Here is a 17,138-nt window from a genome sequence, read left to right as displayed (position 1 = left end):
GCCCACGGCTAGAAACCGTGGGCTTTCAATTTGTTGACCGGAATTTTATTGACCGGAATTGTTGGATTCTGAACTATTTGAATTGGGGCTGGCTTCAGGAGACGGAGAAGGTTCTGCGGATCGGGGTTGTTCGATCGCCGGAGACTCCTTCTGTGAACCGCTGCTCGGTGCCGCAGGCGCGGTTTGAGGGGCTGGAGCGACGGGTTTCGGAGCCTCAATTTTTATGTTTGGAGCGGGAATGACAGTCGGTGAACTTTGCTGCGGTTGCGGTACAGGCACAATGCGATCGCGCTCGATGACTCGTTCTTTCACTTCGGGAGAGGGGGACGGGGAAGGTGCCGCAGAGGGAACGACGATTGTGCGTTGAACAGGAGTCTGATTGCGCTGAGTTGCAAAATACGCCAGTGCAGCACCACCTAAGACTAATCCTGTGAGCAAAATGCCAATCAAGAAACCAGTTGCACTGTTGTTTTCGTCTCTGGTTTGCTGGGTAGCTTCGTAGCGTCGCCGTTCGACCGTTTGACCATGTACATAACCACTACCATAGCTTTCTGGATTCGGTTGAACGCCGGGAGTTTCGTTAGAATTTGAGCCAGTATAATTTGTGCGATCGTGTTGATCACCAGGATTTGTATTCGCCATTTTGAATTTTCCTTTAAGTAATTTTGTCGATCGCTCAGCGATCAGGGGTGTGATAAAAATTTCGGTAGATGCTCTGATGTGACCAAATTAACCGAAGCCTATCGCGATATCACTCTGTCCAGAGAAGGGAACGGCAGTATCAAAAGCGTCTATCCACTGATAGAGCTATTTCAATGCTTCTTCTAGTTTGTTTTGTTCCCAGAGCGATCGATACAGTCCGGCTTGGTTAATCAGTTCAAGGTGAGTGCCGATCTGCACAATGCGCCCTTGATCCATCACAAAGATGCGATCTGCCATTGCTGCGGCGGAAAGTTGGTGCGAAATGAATACCACCGTTTTGCGAACGGTTCCTTCAGAGAGGTTTCTTAAAATCCGCGTCGCAGTCTGATTGTCCACGCTCGATAACGCATCGTCCAAAATCAGAATTGGGCTATCGACTAAAAGCGCCCGCGCCAAGGCTGTTCGCTGGCGTTGTCCGCCGGATAAGGTAATGCCGCGCTCTCCAACGATCGTGTCGTACTGCTGCGGAAAGTTCAGCACTTCGCCGTGAATTTGAGCAATTTTCGAGGCAAGTTCGACCTCAGACTGATCCGCCATTGGCTTACCGTATCGAATGTTATTGCGGATCGTGGTGCTGAATAGGAAGCTTTCTTGGGGCACGTAAGCGATCGCGCCACGTAAGTCTTCTAATCGCAGTTGAGTAATGTCGTATCCGTCTACAAATAGCTGATTTGGTGAGATGTCTAACAGTCGCGGTAATGCGTTCGCTAAAGTTGATTTACCGGAACCGATCGCACCAACGATCGCAACCGTTTCACCTGGAGAAATTACAAAATTAATCTGATTCAAATTAGGACGAGACACGCCGGGATAGCGAAAGGTTAAATCCTGAGCGCTTAGCTTTCCTTTTACTTGCGCTAACGGTAAGGGAATCGCATCTGAAGCATCTTTAATCGTGGGTTCAACCGAGAGAATGGCTTCGATACGATCGATACTCACTTCTCCGCGCTGATATGCCGTAATCGTAAATCCAAGGAGTGCAGTCGGAAACGCCAATCGCTCGACGAAAATCAACAGCGCAATAAAATCTCCAACCGTGATTTCGCCCCGCGAGATTAACCCACCCCCAAACCACAGCAAAATTAATGCACTGCCATACGAGATCGCCTGCAAAATTGGGAATAACGTAGTCCGGGTCAGTGCCAGTTTGAGATTGGCATTCAACAGCGATCGATTGTATTCCCGGAATGCGCGGCGCTCGTTTTCTTCCTGACCGTAAATTTTAATCAGAGCGATGCCGCTCATGTCTTCCTGCACCAGTTCGCTCAGCGTCGAGAGTTCTTCCTGGACGGTTAACTGTTGCGATCGCAGTCTGTTACTAAACAAACTGACCAAGAGCAACATAAACGGATACACCGAAAGCGCTAATAAACTCAACTTAGCGTTGATTGTAACCATTGCAGGCAGCGTTAACGCATACGCGAATAGTGTATTTGCCAAACTGAGAACCGCAAAACCTAAAAGACGACGAATGTTATCGACATCACTAGTAGCACGGTTAATTAAATCACCAACGGTATTCGCTGCAAAGTATGCGGGTTCTAACTTTAGGAGGTGATTAAAAATCTTTTGCTTCAGGTCAAACTCAACCTGACGACCGACACCGAATAGCAGAATTCGGGATGCCATTCGCACTGCCCACATCACCGATGCCAGCACCAGGATCAGCACAGCGTAAAACAAGATCTGGTTCACGCTGAAGGCAACACCGAGTTTATCGACAGCATCGCGAATCTGGAGCGGAATATAAATCCCGATCGCATTCACCACCAACAGCGCCAAAACTCCTAAAGTTGCATCCCGCCAGTGTGGGCGAAGATATGACCCTAGTTTTTGCAGCGGGGAACGCGATCGCGCCATGATTCTACCTACCATCGAAACTTTCTCATGGTAGCGCGAATAAAAAAGCAAATTCCACGAGAAAAAAGGAGAAGCTTTCGCCTCTCCCCCTAGCTTTCAGCCTTTGGAGCGTTTAGAGCGTCGTCCGAACCGGACGAATCCAACCTCGTAAGAAATAGTAGATAGAAGTCAGATACTCGTTAATCACTTTAGAACTGAGCGATAGCGCATCAATACTGGGTAACAGATCGGCAATCTGCAAATTGCGCTCGACCACATCCCGCCCTTGCGCCCGACCTCGGAATGCTTCTCGCGGCGGCAGCGTAAAGAAATTCGTTGGACGGGGAATCACCGTGAGCGGCACGTTATTGCTATTGAACTCGCGATTAAACGTCAAGGCTGCTCGATTCATCTCGATCGCAGAACTAATTAACACCAACTGATTGCCGAAATTGATACCTCTACGCCGCAGCTGCTCACGCACATTCACAGCGCTATTTTGAACCGTTGGGCTGTTGGGGTCGGCAATAATATCTTCTGCCGGAACCCCCAATCCTTGCAGAAATCGCCGCGCATCTGCGGCTTCTGAAACATCATCGTTGGTTTCTCCAGCTTTACGCACCCGCTCCGGTCGGCTCCCGGCGCTGACGATGACGATCGGATCAGTTCCGCGTCCTCGCTCTTCTCGATAGACCTGATTTGTATAAGTCAAAATATCGCCGCGCTCGGTCAGTTGCACGGGCTGATCGGCGAGGACTGGAAATGCGCCCGCAGGAATCTGGGCAGGCGGCGGAAACAAGCCCGGAGTAGGAGGAGCCGGAGCTGCTGGAACGGGTTGCGATCGCGGTCGAACTTGCAGTTGAGTCGTATCCTGCGCTAGGGCAACGATGACGCGCCGCGCTCCCGGTGGTAGGGCGGCAGTGGCAGCAGGGCGGGCAATGTCGATCGCTTCAGCTTCGGCGCGTTGTGCCAGAAAATACGACACGGCTGGAATACTCAGAATTAACAAGGCTGGAATCGCAATTCGCAGCAAGACTAATCCGGTTCTCGATAATTTTCCACCCCGCAGCAGTTCTGAAAATGCGACTAGGAGCAAAATTAGGATAATTCCGAGGGGACTAAACGGAATCGCAATAATCCGAAAAATATCGCCAACTAGCCCTTCTTGGGGCGAACCCCGATAAAACGTGAATGCTGCTACGCCCACTAGCAGCAGCAGCACCAATCCACCGAGAAAGGGTCTGGGTAGCACCCGTAAGAGAACATACCAGGCAAATAGACCCACCACGACCCAGAGTAATACCTGAGTCAATAAAACAAATACATCAGTGACTAATAGAATCATCTATTCAATCCCTTATATCGCGCTACTCCTCCTCACCCCTAAATACGATCGTTAAACGATTAAATTTAGGGACACACTTTATCGCTTCAAGATTACCCGTAAGTAGTAAATTTCATACGTAGAGTGGTTGATCTGTTGAATGATTCGATCGTCACCCATCGAACTCTCTAATCTTAGACTTGGGCTGGAAAATGAACTGTTTCAAGACTAGGATTGTACCTAAAATTGCTAGATTGTAGGAGGTTTTCGGGCTGAGCGATAGATTTCTTCTCGAATTTGCTGACAAGGGAACCTCTGTGTTCTGAAAATGAATCTAAACGGCTCTGAAACGATCGCAGCATTGTTTCAATCGGGTTGCAAGCGCCGAAGGGTGTATGGGAGGAATCTTCAAATGGAGCTAATTTTGGCAGGAATTGTATTTACGGTGATTTTGTTTTTGGTGACTCGCGATATCTTCAGATAGGACGATGGAGTAGAGAACCGGATGAAGTTTGCGTCTTTCTAGCTGAATCTGAAAGCGCAGTTTGAAATAAAAATAATTCTAAAACTGGGCGAGGGTTTATTATGTCATCTCAAAAGCCGATCGTATTAGTCACAGGGGGAGCCGGATATATCGGTTCTCATGCGGTTCTTGCTCTGCAAAATGCAGGGTATGAAGTGGTTGTTTTCGATAATTTGGTTTACGGGCATCGCGATATTGTGGAATCGGTTCTGAAGGTGGAACTGATCGAGGGGGATACGAACGATCGTGAGCTGCTGGATCAGGTGTTTGCCTCGCGTCCGTTTAGTGCGGTGATGCACTTTGCGGCGTATGCCTATGTGGGTGAGTCGGTGACGCAACCGGGTAAGTATTATCACAATAATGTGGTGGGGACGCTGACGCTACTCGAAGCGATGGTGGCGGCGGGAATTAAGCGTTTTGTCTTTTCTTCGACTTGTGCGACTTATGGAGTGCCACAGGTGGTGCCGATTCCCGAAGATCATCCCCAAGATCCGATTAATCCCTATGGCGCAACGAAGCTGATGGTGGAGCGGATGTTGGCGGATTTTGATCCGGCATATGACTTTAAATCGGTGGCGTTTCGGTACTTCAATGCGGCGGGGGCTGATCCAGAAGGTCGCTTAGGCGAAGATCACCAACCGGAAACGCATTTGATCCCGCTGATTCTGATGACGGCTTTAGGACAGCGCGATTCGATTTCGATCTACGGCACGGATTATCCGACTCCGGACGGGACTTGCATTCGGGATTATATCCATGTGACGGATTTGGCTGAGGCGCACGTTTTGGGCTTGGATTATTTGCTTAAGGGCGGCGATTCTCAACTGTTTAATTTGGGGAATGGGAATGGGTTCTCGGTGCGGGAAGTGATCGAAGCAGCGCGATCGGTGACGGGGAAACCGATTCCGGCGATCGAGTGCGATCGTCGTCCGGGTGATCCGCCTGCATTGGTCGGGAGTGCAGAAAAGGCGCGATCAATGTTGGGATGGAATCCTCAATATGCAGATATCGAAACGATCCTGACCCACGCTTGGGCATGGCATCAAAAACGACACGGGTAAGATTACCGAAACTTAGATTCCGCACGATCGCTCTCGATGAGCAGATCTGCGGATTTTTTGTGCGATCGCGATCAAAACTGTGCCGCCTACAGTTTCTCTCAGTACACTGCTAGTGTTCATCAGCACAACGCTCTACCCAACCTCGTTGACAATGGGGATGACAGCCACGGCGAATGCACTTGACGATAACACTAAGGAGAGACGATGAGATATGCAATTCTAGGCGCAGTCGCGATCGTCCGCCCTGCAAGCCCAACGATGAACTAAAATTGCTCATCGGATCACTAAAAGAGTTCATCGGATCGCTAAAACTGCTCAGTGATGAACTGAAATTGCTCATCGGATCACTAAAATTGCTCGTTGATGAACTGAAATTGCTCATCGGATCACTAAAATTGCTCGTTGATGAACTGAAATTGCTCATCGGATCACTAAAACAGTTCATTGATGAACTAAAATCACTCATTCAACGAAAAAAAATCCTCCGCTCGCGTTTGCCGCAGCGATCAACCCATTCGATCCGGGGAACGATAGATTTATCGTTTAGCGATGCAAAAGCTTGCATCTACCCGAATGACCCTAGTAAAAACCGACAGCAGCACCAACAGCAAAGAACTGAGTACCCCTTCGATTTCCCTTCAATTGATTGAATCCAGCGCTTCTGCCATCCCTGAAGGCTTAAGTCAACCCGATCGCGATGTCATTCTCAACGTGATTGCCGAGATCCGCAAGATGATGCCCTATTTGCGGGACATTAGCGCCGAAGAGCGCAAAGCGATGCTGGGGATGGCAGATGCTAATCGCGTCTTTGCCGGAAAAGTCTTAGAAGTGATTCAGCAAAATGCAGATTTTCTGCCACGATCGTTTGATGTCGCAAAATTCGATCGCGACTTAAGCACCTACGATCGCCTCAACACCGTCTTGATGGCATTGACGCAACTACGCGATCTCGTCGATGCCACCACCATTGCGATCGGCTCAGAAGCCTATGAAGATGCCCTCACCGCTTATCGTCATGCCAAAGCCAGCGGTCAAGGAGCCAGCCTAGAAGCGATGGTCGCAGACATGGGGCAGCGCTTCCGCAGAACCAAAAAGAAAGCCACTAAACCCAGCGAAACCGCCTAGAAATGACACCAGGGATCGAGCTTCGATCCCGATCGACTGTTCCCCTGCAAATCGCGAAAACACCCCCAGAATCTTACCCCCGTTTTCATCATCGATTCCTCACTTTCCCGGAGATGCACAAAACAGCGAAGTAGAAAGACCCCAGTACAATACAGATACGAAATTTGTGTGAGAAGAGGAACCAACGTGGAAACCGCAGCATTAACAACGATCGTCCAAGAACTCGCAGAAACCACGATCGCTGCCACGGAAACGATCGAGCAACTGTCAGGGCGCATTGACACGATCACCACGCAAGTTGATCAGCAAGGTGAACAAATCTTTGCATTAACCAACGCGCTGCAAACCTTAACCGACAACCAATCCACGCTAGTTTCCCACATTGCCCACCTCACCGAAACCCTGGAGCGAATCGCCACGTCGTTAGAGTCAAGAAGCATGTCGTAAGTGAGTAGAAGCCCCTAAGAAACGTTTTATACTAAAAACCTCAGTCAATGGGTCAAGCTGAGCGAATTTAGATCACAGCCTTACCCGATCGGGTAAGTGATTTTAGGGTCAACTCTGCGGCACACTCTATATCAGGGTAATGAGGACGGCAACCATGACACGAGCAGAACAAATCGCATCCGACTTGCGATCGCGGCTACAAACCGAACTTCCACGCAGCAACGAAACCACCCGCGAGAGCATTATCCGATGGTTGCTCGGTGAGGATCTCGATCGCTTCGATAGCTACACGCCAGAGCGCCTTGATATCGAAATTCAGGCAATGGATTACCGCTATCGCATTCTAGTGCAGCGCTACTATGAAACGCCCCCCCAGCGCGCTTATAAGAACTTAATCCAGCGTCTAGGAAGCATCTTTGTCATCAGAAATAAAATTAGTACCTGGATTGCCTTATCCCGCGATCGTCAAACCACCGTGATCGATGTTCTGCAAGAAGTGATTCAGGACTTATTGCAGAACGATAAATATATGCAGGAGCAGGTCAGTTGGATTGCTCAATGCACCAACGATCCCCGGCTTCGCAACGCGATCGTTCTCACCGCCACCGAGGAATATTGTCTCCGTCCGATTCGCAATCAGCCGCTACTCGTCTATCGCTTTGTCAATTACCAGAAGCGCACCCAGCGCGGCGGCATGACTCAAGTTCCAGCCGCCGACTTTATCCGCCTAGTCTCCGAAGAGATTGCACCGGATGATTCCGAAGGTTCAGTCAGCTTGCTCGATGGGCAGGCGGTGGCTCAGTTTCAGGAAGAGCAGAGCCTCCAGCAGCAGCAAGAACTCCGAAGCGAGATCGTGCTGCAGTTTGAGAGCTATCTCACCGAAAAAATTGGAGCGGAAGCGGCGCAGTGGCTGCGACTGTATTTGCAGGGTAAAACGCAAGAAGCGATCGCGCAGCGTCTCGATATGCCGATTAAGCAAGTGTATCGATTGCGCGAGAAGGTGAATTACCATGCGGTGCGAGTGTTTGCCCAGAAGAGTCAGCCGGAACTGGTCACAGAGTGGCTGGGGCGTTGAGTCGATCGAGGGGTTCGCTGCGGTTGCTTCGGCTAAATGCCTGTTAAATCCCCCACTCGTGGAGGGCTTTGAAGAAAGGAAACTTGCTTGCAATTCAATGACAAACCCCTGAGTCAACAAACGAGTTGTTTCCCAGGGCCTTAGGAACAAGGTATGCCTTTCGATTAAGGTATTTTCTCTTCCTCAAGGTCCCCCACGAGTGGGGGATTTAGGGGGCAGCTATCCGCCCCAATCGCAGCGCGCTAAATATCCACAGGTTGCTTCCCAGCCACCACAGGCGCGATAGCGCTCAGCTTCAACTCCGGATGATCCCCTTGAAGCTGCTGACAATTCCACTCGTTGCGGAAAAGCAAGACCGGACGCTCCCAGCTATCTTTTACAGCAAGCGTGTTAAAAATCCGCCCCACTTTTTGCAGGGCTTCCCAACCGCCATCCACCCAGCGCGCCACCGTATACGGCAGATACTCAACGGTCGTCTCTACCCCGTATTCGTTTTGCAGCCTGAATTGCACCACTTCCATCTGCAACTGTCCAACCGCTGCCAAAATCGGATCGCGTTTCGCTTCATCCGCCGAATACATGATTTGAACCGCACCTTCTTCGCGCAGTTCAGAAACACCCTTACGAAACTGCTTGAACTTCGACGGATTCGGATTTCGCAAGAACGCAAAGAGCTCCGGTGAAAAGCAAGGAATGCCCTCGTACTCTAGTTTCTGTCCCATGTAAATCGTGTCCCCGATCGCGAACACCCCCGGATTATTCAACCCGATCACATCTCCCGGATACGCTTCTTCGATCACCTCGCGATCTTGAGCGAATAGCTTCTGAGGACGCGATAACCGCACCGTTTTCCCGGTTCGCGCATGGCTCACCACCATATCTTTCTCAAACTTGCCAGAACAGACCCGCACAAAAGCGACACGATCGCGGTGTTTCGGATCCATATTCGCCTGAAGCTTAAACACAAAGCCAGAGAACTCCGGATACGTTGGTTCGATCTCACCTTTGGTACTGTGATGCGTTCCCGGTTTCAGCGCATAATCCAAGAACGAATTTAAGAACAACTCCACCCCGAAATTCGTCATCGCACTCCCGAAAAAGATCGGAGTCATTTGACCGCTGTGAATCGCATCGAGATCAAATTCTGAGCCGATCCCTTCAATCAGTTCCAATTCGTCCTTGAACTGATAATAAAGATCCTTCTCCAAAAGCGCTTCGATATTCGGATCACCTAAATCAACCACCGTATTCGCCGCTTCTCGCTTTCCGTGCAGACTGCGCTCAAACAAGTGAATCTGTCGAGTGCGACGATCGAACACGCCCTTAAACTGATCGCCCATACCGATCGGATAATTCACCGCATAAGTCTGCATCCCTAACTCTTGCTCAATCTCATCCATCAGTTCGATCGGAGAGCGTCCAGGACGATCGAGCTTATTCACAAAGGTAAAAATCGGCAGCGATCGCATCCGGCAGACTTCAAACAACTTGCGGGTCTGAGGCTCCAAGCCTTTTGCCGCATCGATCAGCATCACCGCATTATCTGCTGCCGCTAGAGTGCGATACGTATCTTCACTAAAATCTTGGTGTCCGGGCGTATCGAGCAAATTAATCTGACACGCCTGATACTCAAATTGCAGCACCGTTGAAGTGATCGAAATTCCCCGCTGTTGTTCCATCGCCATCCAGTCGGAGGTCGCGTGGCGTTGAGCACGACGCGCCTTGACTGCGCCCGCTTCGTGAATCGCTCCTCCGTACAGCAGCAGCTTTTCGGTCAGAGTCGTCTTTCCGGCATCTGGGTGAGAGATAATCGCGAAATTTCGTCGCCGCTCTACGGCTTTTTGCAATTCGGATTCAAGTTCGATCGCCATGCTGTTGTCTCTAAGTTAATGCGGGAAATGTTAGTGCGGGAAATGTTAGTGCGGGAAATGTTAGTGCGGGAAATCCCAGTACATCACAATACTTTAAAGATAGCGACAAATTCAGCGCGATTGTAGCTAGATTCAGAAGCGATAAGTTGAATCTGAACTCATGCAAACCACTGATCGCCAAAAACTCCTCTCTGCACTCTGTCACGGCTCGATTTTCTTCAGCGCCACGATCGTATCCATTGGCATCCCGATCGTCATTCTGCTCATCACCGACGACTGGGTAATTAAAGACAACGCCCGCGAAGCACTAAACTTTCATATCAATTTGTTCGCTTATGGCATTCTGGCAAGTCTTTTCTTCGCCACTGTCATTGGCATCCCGATCGCGCTCATTATTGGAGGCGGACTGCTGATCTGTAGCTGGCTACTGCCGATTCTCGCGATCGTTAAGGTGCTTGATAATCCAGGTCAACCGTATCGCTACCCATTTATTCTCCGATTACTGTAACTTCACCTACTATTTGTAATCACTTCGTGAAATCTTCATCGAGTGAGCTTAAAAACTAAACAGTTTTGCGAATAGAATGTTCGCCAAGGGTACGTGAATCTACCAGCCTTCTTTGGTTAATTGTTAAACCTCGCAAAAAACTAGGTCGTGGAGATTCCGAACGATCGCGCTCCAGCGTGGTTTCTCTTGGTCAGTTATGAGTAAACGAGTGAATAACGGGATTGGGCAACGGTGTTGCCTTATTTTTAGTGAAAATATGTCCGAACGGAAAAACCTGAGCGGTAGGAGAAGCAACCATGTGTACTAATTCTTTGCCGAATCTGGTCGATTCGTCGGCATCCCTGCTGGGTTTAAGCTCTACTGCTGAAAAAAAAACGTTGCAGACCTCGATCGCGCCACAAAATCAAGGACTTCGATCCGCGCTCCAACTCAGCAGTGCTTCTACAGTTGCGACTCTACTTTCTCGCAACGCCGCAACGGGCGCATCGCAAATCTGGTCGGTGAATGGCTCTACCCCCGTCATTCGTCAAGACTTGCCCACCGAAACCGATGACAACTGGCAAGTTTCGGGCATTGCTGATTTTAACCGCGACGGACAGCAAGACTTACTGTGGTTTAACTCCCAAACTGGAGCTGTCAGAATCTGGCAACAGAATAACGGGGCAGTTCAATCGATCGCGCTTGGCACCGCCGGAGGCGGAGGTTGGTACATCGGAGGCTTAGCCGATTTCAACAGCGACGGCTCTACGGATATCATTTGGCACAATCGACGTGACGGACAAGCAGCCCTTTGGTTTCTCAACAACACAAGGCTTGCATCTGGAGCATTTATCGGCTCCAGTGGAGCAGGCGACTGGCGGGTTCAAGGCATCGCAGATCAGAATGCCGATCGCGCTCCCGATCTAGTTTGGTTCAATCCCAGCACAGGAGAAACCGCGACCTGGTTACTCAATCAGGGAAAACTGGCTCAGGGAGTATTCTTGAATCCGGCTCCCAGCAAAGATTGGAAGCTGACAGGCTTGGGAGACTTCAACGGCAACGGCAGTTCCGACTTGTTTTGGCGTAACGATCGCACCGGTGAAACACAGTTCTGGTTATACAACGGCACACAGCGCACGGGAATTAGAACCGGAAACTCAATCAGTTCCGCTTGGCAGGCCTTAGCCGCAGCCGATCTTAACCGCGACAACACGATCGATTTACTCTGGCGCAATTCCTCGACCGGAGAACTACTTGCCTGGTTTGTGCAAAACGGCAGTGTAAGCAATTCTGCGACCGTCCTGACCGAATCCGAATTAAACTGGCAGCCGATCGCCGCGCTCGAACGCTCGACCTCCCCGCTCATCACGCCCACACAAACGGTTTCGCCCCCCAAAGCCCCCATCAGCAACAGCAGTCTAGCCACCGCTGAAAACCAAGCGCCAACCTTCTCTCGCCGCGATCGCGTCGATGCAAATAACCTCAATGATTTCTATCGCTTTACGATCGGTCAGTCTGGCATTTTCACGGCTGGGCTGACTGGACTTACAGGCGACGCAGACGTGCGTTTGATTCAAGACGCAAATGGCAATGGCGCGATCGACAACGGCGAAATTCTGGCATGGCAATGGGAACGCGGCTTAAAAGACGAATCAATTCGCAGATTCATCGCCCCCGGCGCTTACTTTGTACAGGTGCTGAGCTACAACAATCAAGCCGCTGATTTTACCGTTTCTACAAACTTCACCGCCGCTGCCAGTGATGATCAGCAGTTTCGCATTCAGCTCAATTTTGCCGACTCTCTGAACGGACTCACCTCCGCAGCGCGAGATGCGATTAATCAAGCCGCAAAGTTTTGGGAAAGCGCAATTCTCAGCCGCAGCGCCATCACTCAGTCAAATATCCTGCCGATCGCGCTCATCGGACAGAACCTAATGGCTCAAGACGGCACAGCAGATGCCGGAACGCTAGCGCTATCTGGGCCTTCGCTGACACTCGATGCCGCAAATAATCTTGTAATCACTCGCGGCAGTAGCACCTTAAACACACGCAGACTCGCCGAATTTAACGCCAATCCGCTCTATCTGCGTGACATCATGATTCATGAATTCGCGCATGTTCTCGGCTTCGGCACGATTTGGCAACCGTTACGCTTCTCGTTTACGGACGGCTCAACCGAAACCGCTGGAAAAGACTGGATCGATCGCGCCACTGCCACCTATCGTGCAGACAGCTACGCAGGCGCAGCATATGGCGACCTGATTGGCAGCTTTACGCCGACTGCAATTCCGATCGAGCCGCAAATCTTCTACCACTGGGATGAAACGCGATTTGATACCGAACTGATGACCCCATTCGCTGAAGTCGCTGGCACATTAATGCCCTTGAGCAGTTTGACGCTCGGATCGCTGCGGGATTTGGGCTGGAACGTGAATTTTGGCGCAGTCCAACCCTATTCACCACCCATAAACGCCGCAATCACCGCCTCTACCCCTGGAACTCAATCTACTTCTCAAAAACCCTCTGCCCGACTTGCTGCTTATAAATGTGGTTGCGGTCGTTGTCTTGCCGCAGCCCGGACAGAATTGATTGCACCGAAATTAACCGACCAGATTGCGGCTTAAAACAAAACTGCCCTGCACTCGAATGAGCAGCAGGGCAAGGGACAGTTAAACGCTGGGTTTATTATGGCTAGGCAAAACCCGGATCAGGCAGGGAATCTGGGACGGTTATTAGAGTGTCCATTCTGCGCGGGGAATTGCTTCAAGAGAACGCACACTAGAAATCGCCAGTGTGGGCTGGAGTCCTGAAAATCCATCATTTTATTGACGTGACGATCGCGCTTTTAGCAGCGCTGATCTCTTTATTTAGACCATTCTTGATATCTGAGATCGCAGCTTTCGGGCTGCTTTTTTTTGGCAAATTGTACTGACCTGGAACTTTACCAGTACACTAGACGCGAATCGAGTTTTCGGGCGCTATGCAATTTCTTTCCCCGCTGTACGCCGTTTTTCTGCTGTGTGTGATCGGAGTGTTTTGGTCGGCACGATCGACGTGGCTGCGATCGTGGCTGCTGTTTCTCACCAGTTTGGTCTTTTATGCGTCGCTGCAAGCGCAGTATATTCCGCTGTTGCTGGTGGCGACAGGGGTTAACTACTGGTTAGGGCGAGCGATGTCCGTGCCGCTTGATTGGAGAATCGAAGATTGGCAGTTTGCTCAGGCAGATTGGAGTCGGCGGCGACTGCGGGTATTGTGTGGCGGCATCTTTCTCAATGTACTGTTGCTGCTTGGATTTAAGTATGTGCCGTTTATTTTTTCGACGATCGGCACGACGTTTAACCTTCCGAACCTCCAGCAGAACGCAAATTGGGCAGATGTGCATTTGATCGCGCCGCTGGGAATTAGCTTTTTTTGTTTTGAGTGTATTGCTTACCTAGTGGATGTTTATCGTGGTGCGCCTGCGGCAAAAGGATTTCTCGATTTTGCAGCGTACAAACTATTCTTTGCGAAATTAATCTCAGGCCCGATTACGCGCTACCACCCATTCGCAGCTCAGTTCAGCGCGATCGCAGCGCCAAAAATGCCCCAAATCACCGAAGGACTCTGGCTCATTGCCTGCGGTGCGATTAAAAAGGGGTTGGTTGCTGATCGTCTGAATGGGTTGGTCAACCTCAGTTTTGACAACATCCAAAGAGCCGGGAGTACAGACTTGTGGATCGCGATCGTCGCCTATGGCTTTCAGCTTTACCTCGATTTCAGCGGGTATGTCGATGTGGCGCGGGGGAGTGCGTTGCTGTTAGGGATTGAGCTACCGGAGAACTTCAATTTTCCTTACCTAACCACAAGTTTGGCTGACTTTTGGCGGCGTTGGCACATGACGCTGGGCGATTGGCTGCGGAACTATCTTTATTTCCCGCTGGGTGGATCGCGTCAGGGATTGATACGGACTTGCCTGAATTTGATTCTAATCATGCTGATTGCGGGAGTTTGGCACGGAGCAGCCTGGGGATTCATTGCTTGGGGTGGAATTCATGGCTTAGGACTCGCGATTCATCGGATTAATCACACGATCGCTAAACAGTTCACCTGGATCGAGGTGTTCTGGTCAAGTTTGCCTGGTGTACTGGTGGGATGGGCACTGACACAAGGATTGGTGTTTGTGTCCTGGGTGTTCTTCCGCCTGCCGAATGTCGATTCAGCTTGGCAAGTGTTGCAGCGCTTATGGGGCTACACTGCCGACGTGCAGTATGCCCAGAAGGTTTACGGGGAAGCAGTCGGACTGTATCCACTGCAAATTGCCATTCTGTTTGCGGCGATCGCGCTGGTAATGCTGCTGACTTATACCTTGCAGCGGGGATTAAAGCTAAATCTGACTTGGCATCTGAAATTGCTGCTAATTCCGATCTACTTCTACATCGTTTGGCAGCTTGCCCCAGAGGCAGGAAGCCGATACATTTACTTCGACTTTTAGGCGGATAATGCTGTTTTTTGCTGCATGATTTAGACAGTGGAGTACCTAGACATTTCTATTTTCTATGAAGAACCAACGCTCTGAAGACACAGTGAGCGATCGCGCTGCTGAGGACGTAACGGAAATTCGGCATTGGGGAACGGTGACGCTTTTAGAAGATGCGAAGCGCTATCGGATCAACCGAATTGAGATCAAGCCGGGAGCGCACATCAGCACTCAAATGCACTATCACCGCAGCGAACATTGGATCGTGGTTTCTGGAACGGCAAAAGTAATCTGCAACGGCGAAGAGAAAATGGTGATGCAGAAGCAGTCCACCTACGTACCGATGGGAACGCCGCATCGAGTGGAAAATCCAGGTGTGATTCCGCTCGTGATGATCGAAGTGCAGAACGGTGAATATCTGGGTGAGGATGACATTGTTCGATTTGAAAAAGACTCGAACGTTTGATGCGCCTGAGCAATTGAGTTGCTCGGTTGATTCGTCGAATATGCTTGTAGAGCGGGTGGCACTGAAGCGGCACCTAGTTTTTTCGATCGCCAATCCGACAAAATAAAATAATGTCTTTAGGGTGGCTAAATTAGAATGACTATCTTCATATCGTCGCTCCTTACACAACGGTCTACTACCTATGGTTTCTACTTTTTTGAGTTCACCTTCGGTTGATCTCTCTCAGATTCGACTTGAGATTCGATCACTCCAAGCCCAACTGGTCACTTGGCGCAGACAATTACACCAGCGTCCAGAACTCGGTTTTCGAGAAGAGTTAACCGCCGAGTTTATCACCGAAAAACTCAAGCAGTGGGGGATTCCCCACCAAACCGGAATTGCAAGAACGGGAATTGTCGCAACGATCGCGGGAAATCGCCCCGGTCGCGTGTTAGCGATTCGCGCCGACATGGATGCGCTACCAATTCAGGAGCAGAATGATGTTTCGTATAAATCACAGCATGACGGCGTGATGCACGCTTGCGGACATGATGGGCATGTGACGATCGCGCTTGGAACTGCTTATTACTTGTCTCAGCATCGCGATTTTCCGGGTACCGTTAAGTTCATTTTTCAGCCTGCGGAAGAAGGGCCAGGTGGGGCAAAACCGATGATCGAGGCAGGCGTTCTCAAAAATCCAACGGTTGATTCGATTATTGGATTGCATTTGTGGAATAATTTACCGCTCGGAACGGTTGGCGTTCGGACAGGCGCATTAATGGCAGCCGTTGAGACGTTTGAGGTGATTATTCTGGGTAAAGGTGGACACGGCGCAATTCCGCAGCAAACGATCGATTCGATCGTCGTCGGGGCGCAAGTGGTAAATGCGCTGCAAACGATCGTGGCGCGAAATATTGATCCGATCGAGCCTGCGGTTGTCACGGTGGGTGCCTTTCACGCCGGAAATGCTTGTAATGTGATTGCCGCCTCAGCCCACCTTAAAGGAACTGTGCGCTATTTCAATCCGAACTATGCAGGCTACTTTAAGCAGCGGATTGAGCAGATTGTAGCGGGTATTTGTCAGGCGCATGGAGCGACTTACGAATTGAATTATCAGCCGCTGTATCCGCCCGTGATCAATGATGGTGCAGTTGCGGACAGGGTGCGATCGGTGGCTGAAACTGTAGTCGAGTCGCCGATCGGCGTTGTGCCAAACTGTCAGACGATGGGCGGCGAGGATATGTCATTCTTTTTGCAGGAAGTTCCAGGCTGTTATTTTTTCCTGGGTTCTGCCAATTCAAAAATTGGACTAGATTATCCACATCATCATCCGCGATTTGATTTTGATGAGACGGTCTTGGGAATGGGTGTTGAAATCTTTGTCAGGTATGTAGAGCAGGGTTGAAACTTGAAGATTTCGCAAGAGGGGCAGGAAGCCCCTTTTTTATTGTATTCCTTTTATTGAGAATAGGACTCAATAATATTAACGTGAGATCGATGCAAATTCTTGACTACGTTTAGATCTGCGCGTTGCCCCCTAAATCCCCCAAAGTGGGGGGCTTGGAGAAGCAAAATTTCCCAGTCTCATGAGTTCTCCCGACCGTCTAAATTACCCATTCTGGGGAATTTAGGGGGCACGACCGAGCCTAAATGCAGCGGGAAAATCCGTCGAATTGACGCTAATATTAATCTTCGTAATAAAAGAAAACCGAGGATTCAAGCGCTGTTTTGTACGGTTAACCCACTCAAGTTATACGGATTCTCTAATGCAACCTAAACTCAG

General features: G+C 50.1%; 13 protein-coding genes. 9 read left to right on the top strand and 4 right to left on the bottom strand.

The features are described 5' to 3' along the window. Positions 1-45: 45 nt before the first annotated feature. The 3 genes from NC980_RS15060 to NC980_RS15050 form a co-directional block, all read right to left on the bottom strand. A complete protein-coding gene (locus NC980_RS15060; RefSeq protein ID WP_190379426.1) occupies positions 46-642 on the bottom strand; it encodes a hypothetical protein in 597 nt (198 codons plus the stop codon). A gap of 165 nt (positions 643-807) precedes the next feature. Then, the gene (locus NC980_RS15055) at positions 808-2,562 is read right to left on the bottom strand and encodes an ABC transporter ATP-binding protein (RefSeq protein WP_190379513.1); all 1,755 of its coding nucleotides are present in this window, start codon (positions 2,560-2,562) and stop codon (positions 808-810) included. Between the two features lie 112 nt (positions 2,563-2,674). Next, positions 2,675-3,886: a YdcF family protein gene (locus NC980_RS15050; RefSeq protein ID WP_190379425.1), complete on the bottom strand. Its 1,212-nt coding sequence runs from the start codon at positions 3,884-3,886 to the stop codon at positions 2,675-2,677. A gap of 564 nt (positions 3,887-4,450) precedes the next feature. Between NC980_RS15050 and galE the strand changes: the two genes are divergently transcribed. The 4 genes from galE (at position 4,451) to NC980_RS15030 (ending at position 8,096) form a co-directional block, all read left to right on the top strand. Further along, positions 4,451-5,449 carry a UDP-glucose 4-epimerase GalE gene (gene galE / locus NC980_RS15045; protein ID WP_190379423.1) on the top strand — a complete coding sequence of 333 codons (999 nt, stop codon included), beginning with the start codon at positions 4,451-4,453 and terminating at the stop codon, positions 5,447-5,449. A gap of 573 nt (positions 5,450-6,022) precedes the next feature. Continuing rightward, positions 6,023-6,574 carry a hypothetical protein gene (locus tag NC980_RS15040; RefSeq protein ID WP_199298769.1) on the top strand — a complete coding sequence of 184 codons (552 nt, stop codon included), beginning with the start codon at positions 6,023-6,025 and terminating at the stop codon, positions 6,572-6,574. 168 nt (positions 6,575-6,742) lie between these two features. Beyond that, entirely contained in the window at positions 6,743-7,021 is a 279-nt protein-coding gene (locus NC980_RS15035) for a hypothetical protein (RefSeq protein WP_190379422.1), read from the top strand. A gap of 154 nt (positions 7,022-7,175) precedes the next feature. Beyond that, positions 7,176-8,096 carry a HetZ-related protein 2 gene (locus NC980_RS15030; protein WP_190379421.1) on the top strand — a complete coding sequence of 307 codons (921 nt, stop codon included), beginning with the start codon at positions 7,176-7,178 and terminating at the stop codon, positions 8,094-8,096. Between the two features lie 242 nt (positions 8,097-8,338). On the opposite strand, the gene prfC is transcribed toward NC980_RS15030, so the two are convergent. Further along, positions 8,339-9,967: a peptide chain release factor 3 gene (gene prfC, locus NC980_RS15025; protein WP_190379420.1), complete on the bottom strand. Its 1,629-nt coding sequence runs from the start codon at positions 9,965-9,967 to the stop codon at positions 8,339-8,341. A gap of 160 nt (positions 9,968-10,127) precedes the next feature. Here prfC and NC980_RS15020 point away from each other — a divergent pair, with 160 nt between their 5' ends. The 5 genes from NC980_RS15020 to NC980_RS15000 all read left to right on the top strand — a co-directional run bounded on the left by NC980_RS15020 (position 10,128) and on the right by NC980_RS15000 (position 16,760). Further along, positions 10,128-10,475 (top strand): DUF4870 domain-containing protein, encoded by a 348-nt coding sequence (locus NC980_RS15020; protein ID WP_190379419.1) that lies wholly within the window; start codon positions 10,128-10,130, stop codon positions 10,473-10,475. Between the two features lie 296 nt (positions 10,476-10,771). Further along, positions 10,772-13,078 (top strand): VCBS repeat-containing protein, encoded by a 2,307-nt coding sequence (locus NC980_RS15015; protein ID WP_190379418.1) that lies wholly within the window; start codon positions 10,772-10,774, stop codon positions 13,076-13,078. Between the two features lie 356 nt (positions 13,079-13,434). Continuing rightward, complete coding sequence (locus tag NC980_RS15010) at positions 13,435-14,925, top strand: MBOAT family protein (RefSeq protein WP_190379417.1); 1,491 nt, start codon at positions 13,435-13,437, stop codon at positions 14,923-14,925. 64 nt (positions 14,926-14,989) lie between these two features. Then, positions 14,990-15,376: a phosphomannose isomerase type II C-terminal cupin domain gene (locus tag NC980_RS15005; protein ID WP_190379416.1), complete on the top strand. Its 387-nt coding sequence runs from the start codon at positions 14,990-14,992 to the stop codon at positions 15,374-15,376. A gap of 181 nt (positions 15,377-15,557) precedes the next feature. Next, complete coding sequence (locus NC980_RS15000) at positions 15,558-16,760, top strand: M20 family metallopeptidase (RefSeq protein WP_190379415.1); 1,203 nt, start codon at positions 15,558-15,560, stop codon at positions 16,758-16,760. The last annotated feature ends 378 nt before the right edge of the window (positions 16,761-17,138 follow it).

It is taken from the genome of Leptolyngbya sp. AS-A5, assembly GCF_039962495.1.
Taxonomy (GTDB): domain Bacteria; phylum Cyanobacteriota; class Cyanobacteriia; order Leptolyngbyales; family Leptolyngbyaceae; genus Leptolyngbya.
This window is presented reverse-complemented; position numbering and strand designations above follow the sequence as displayed.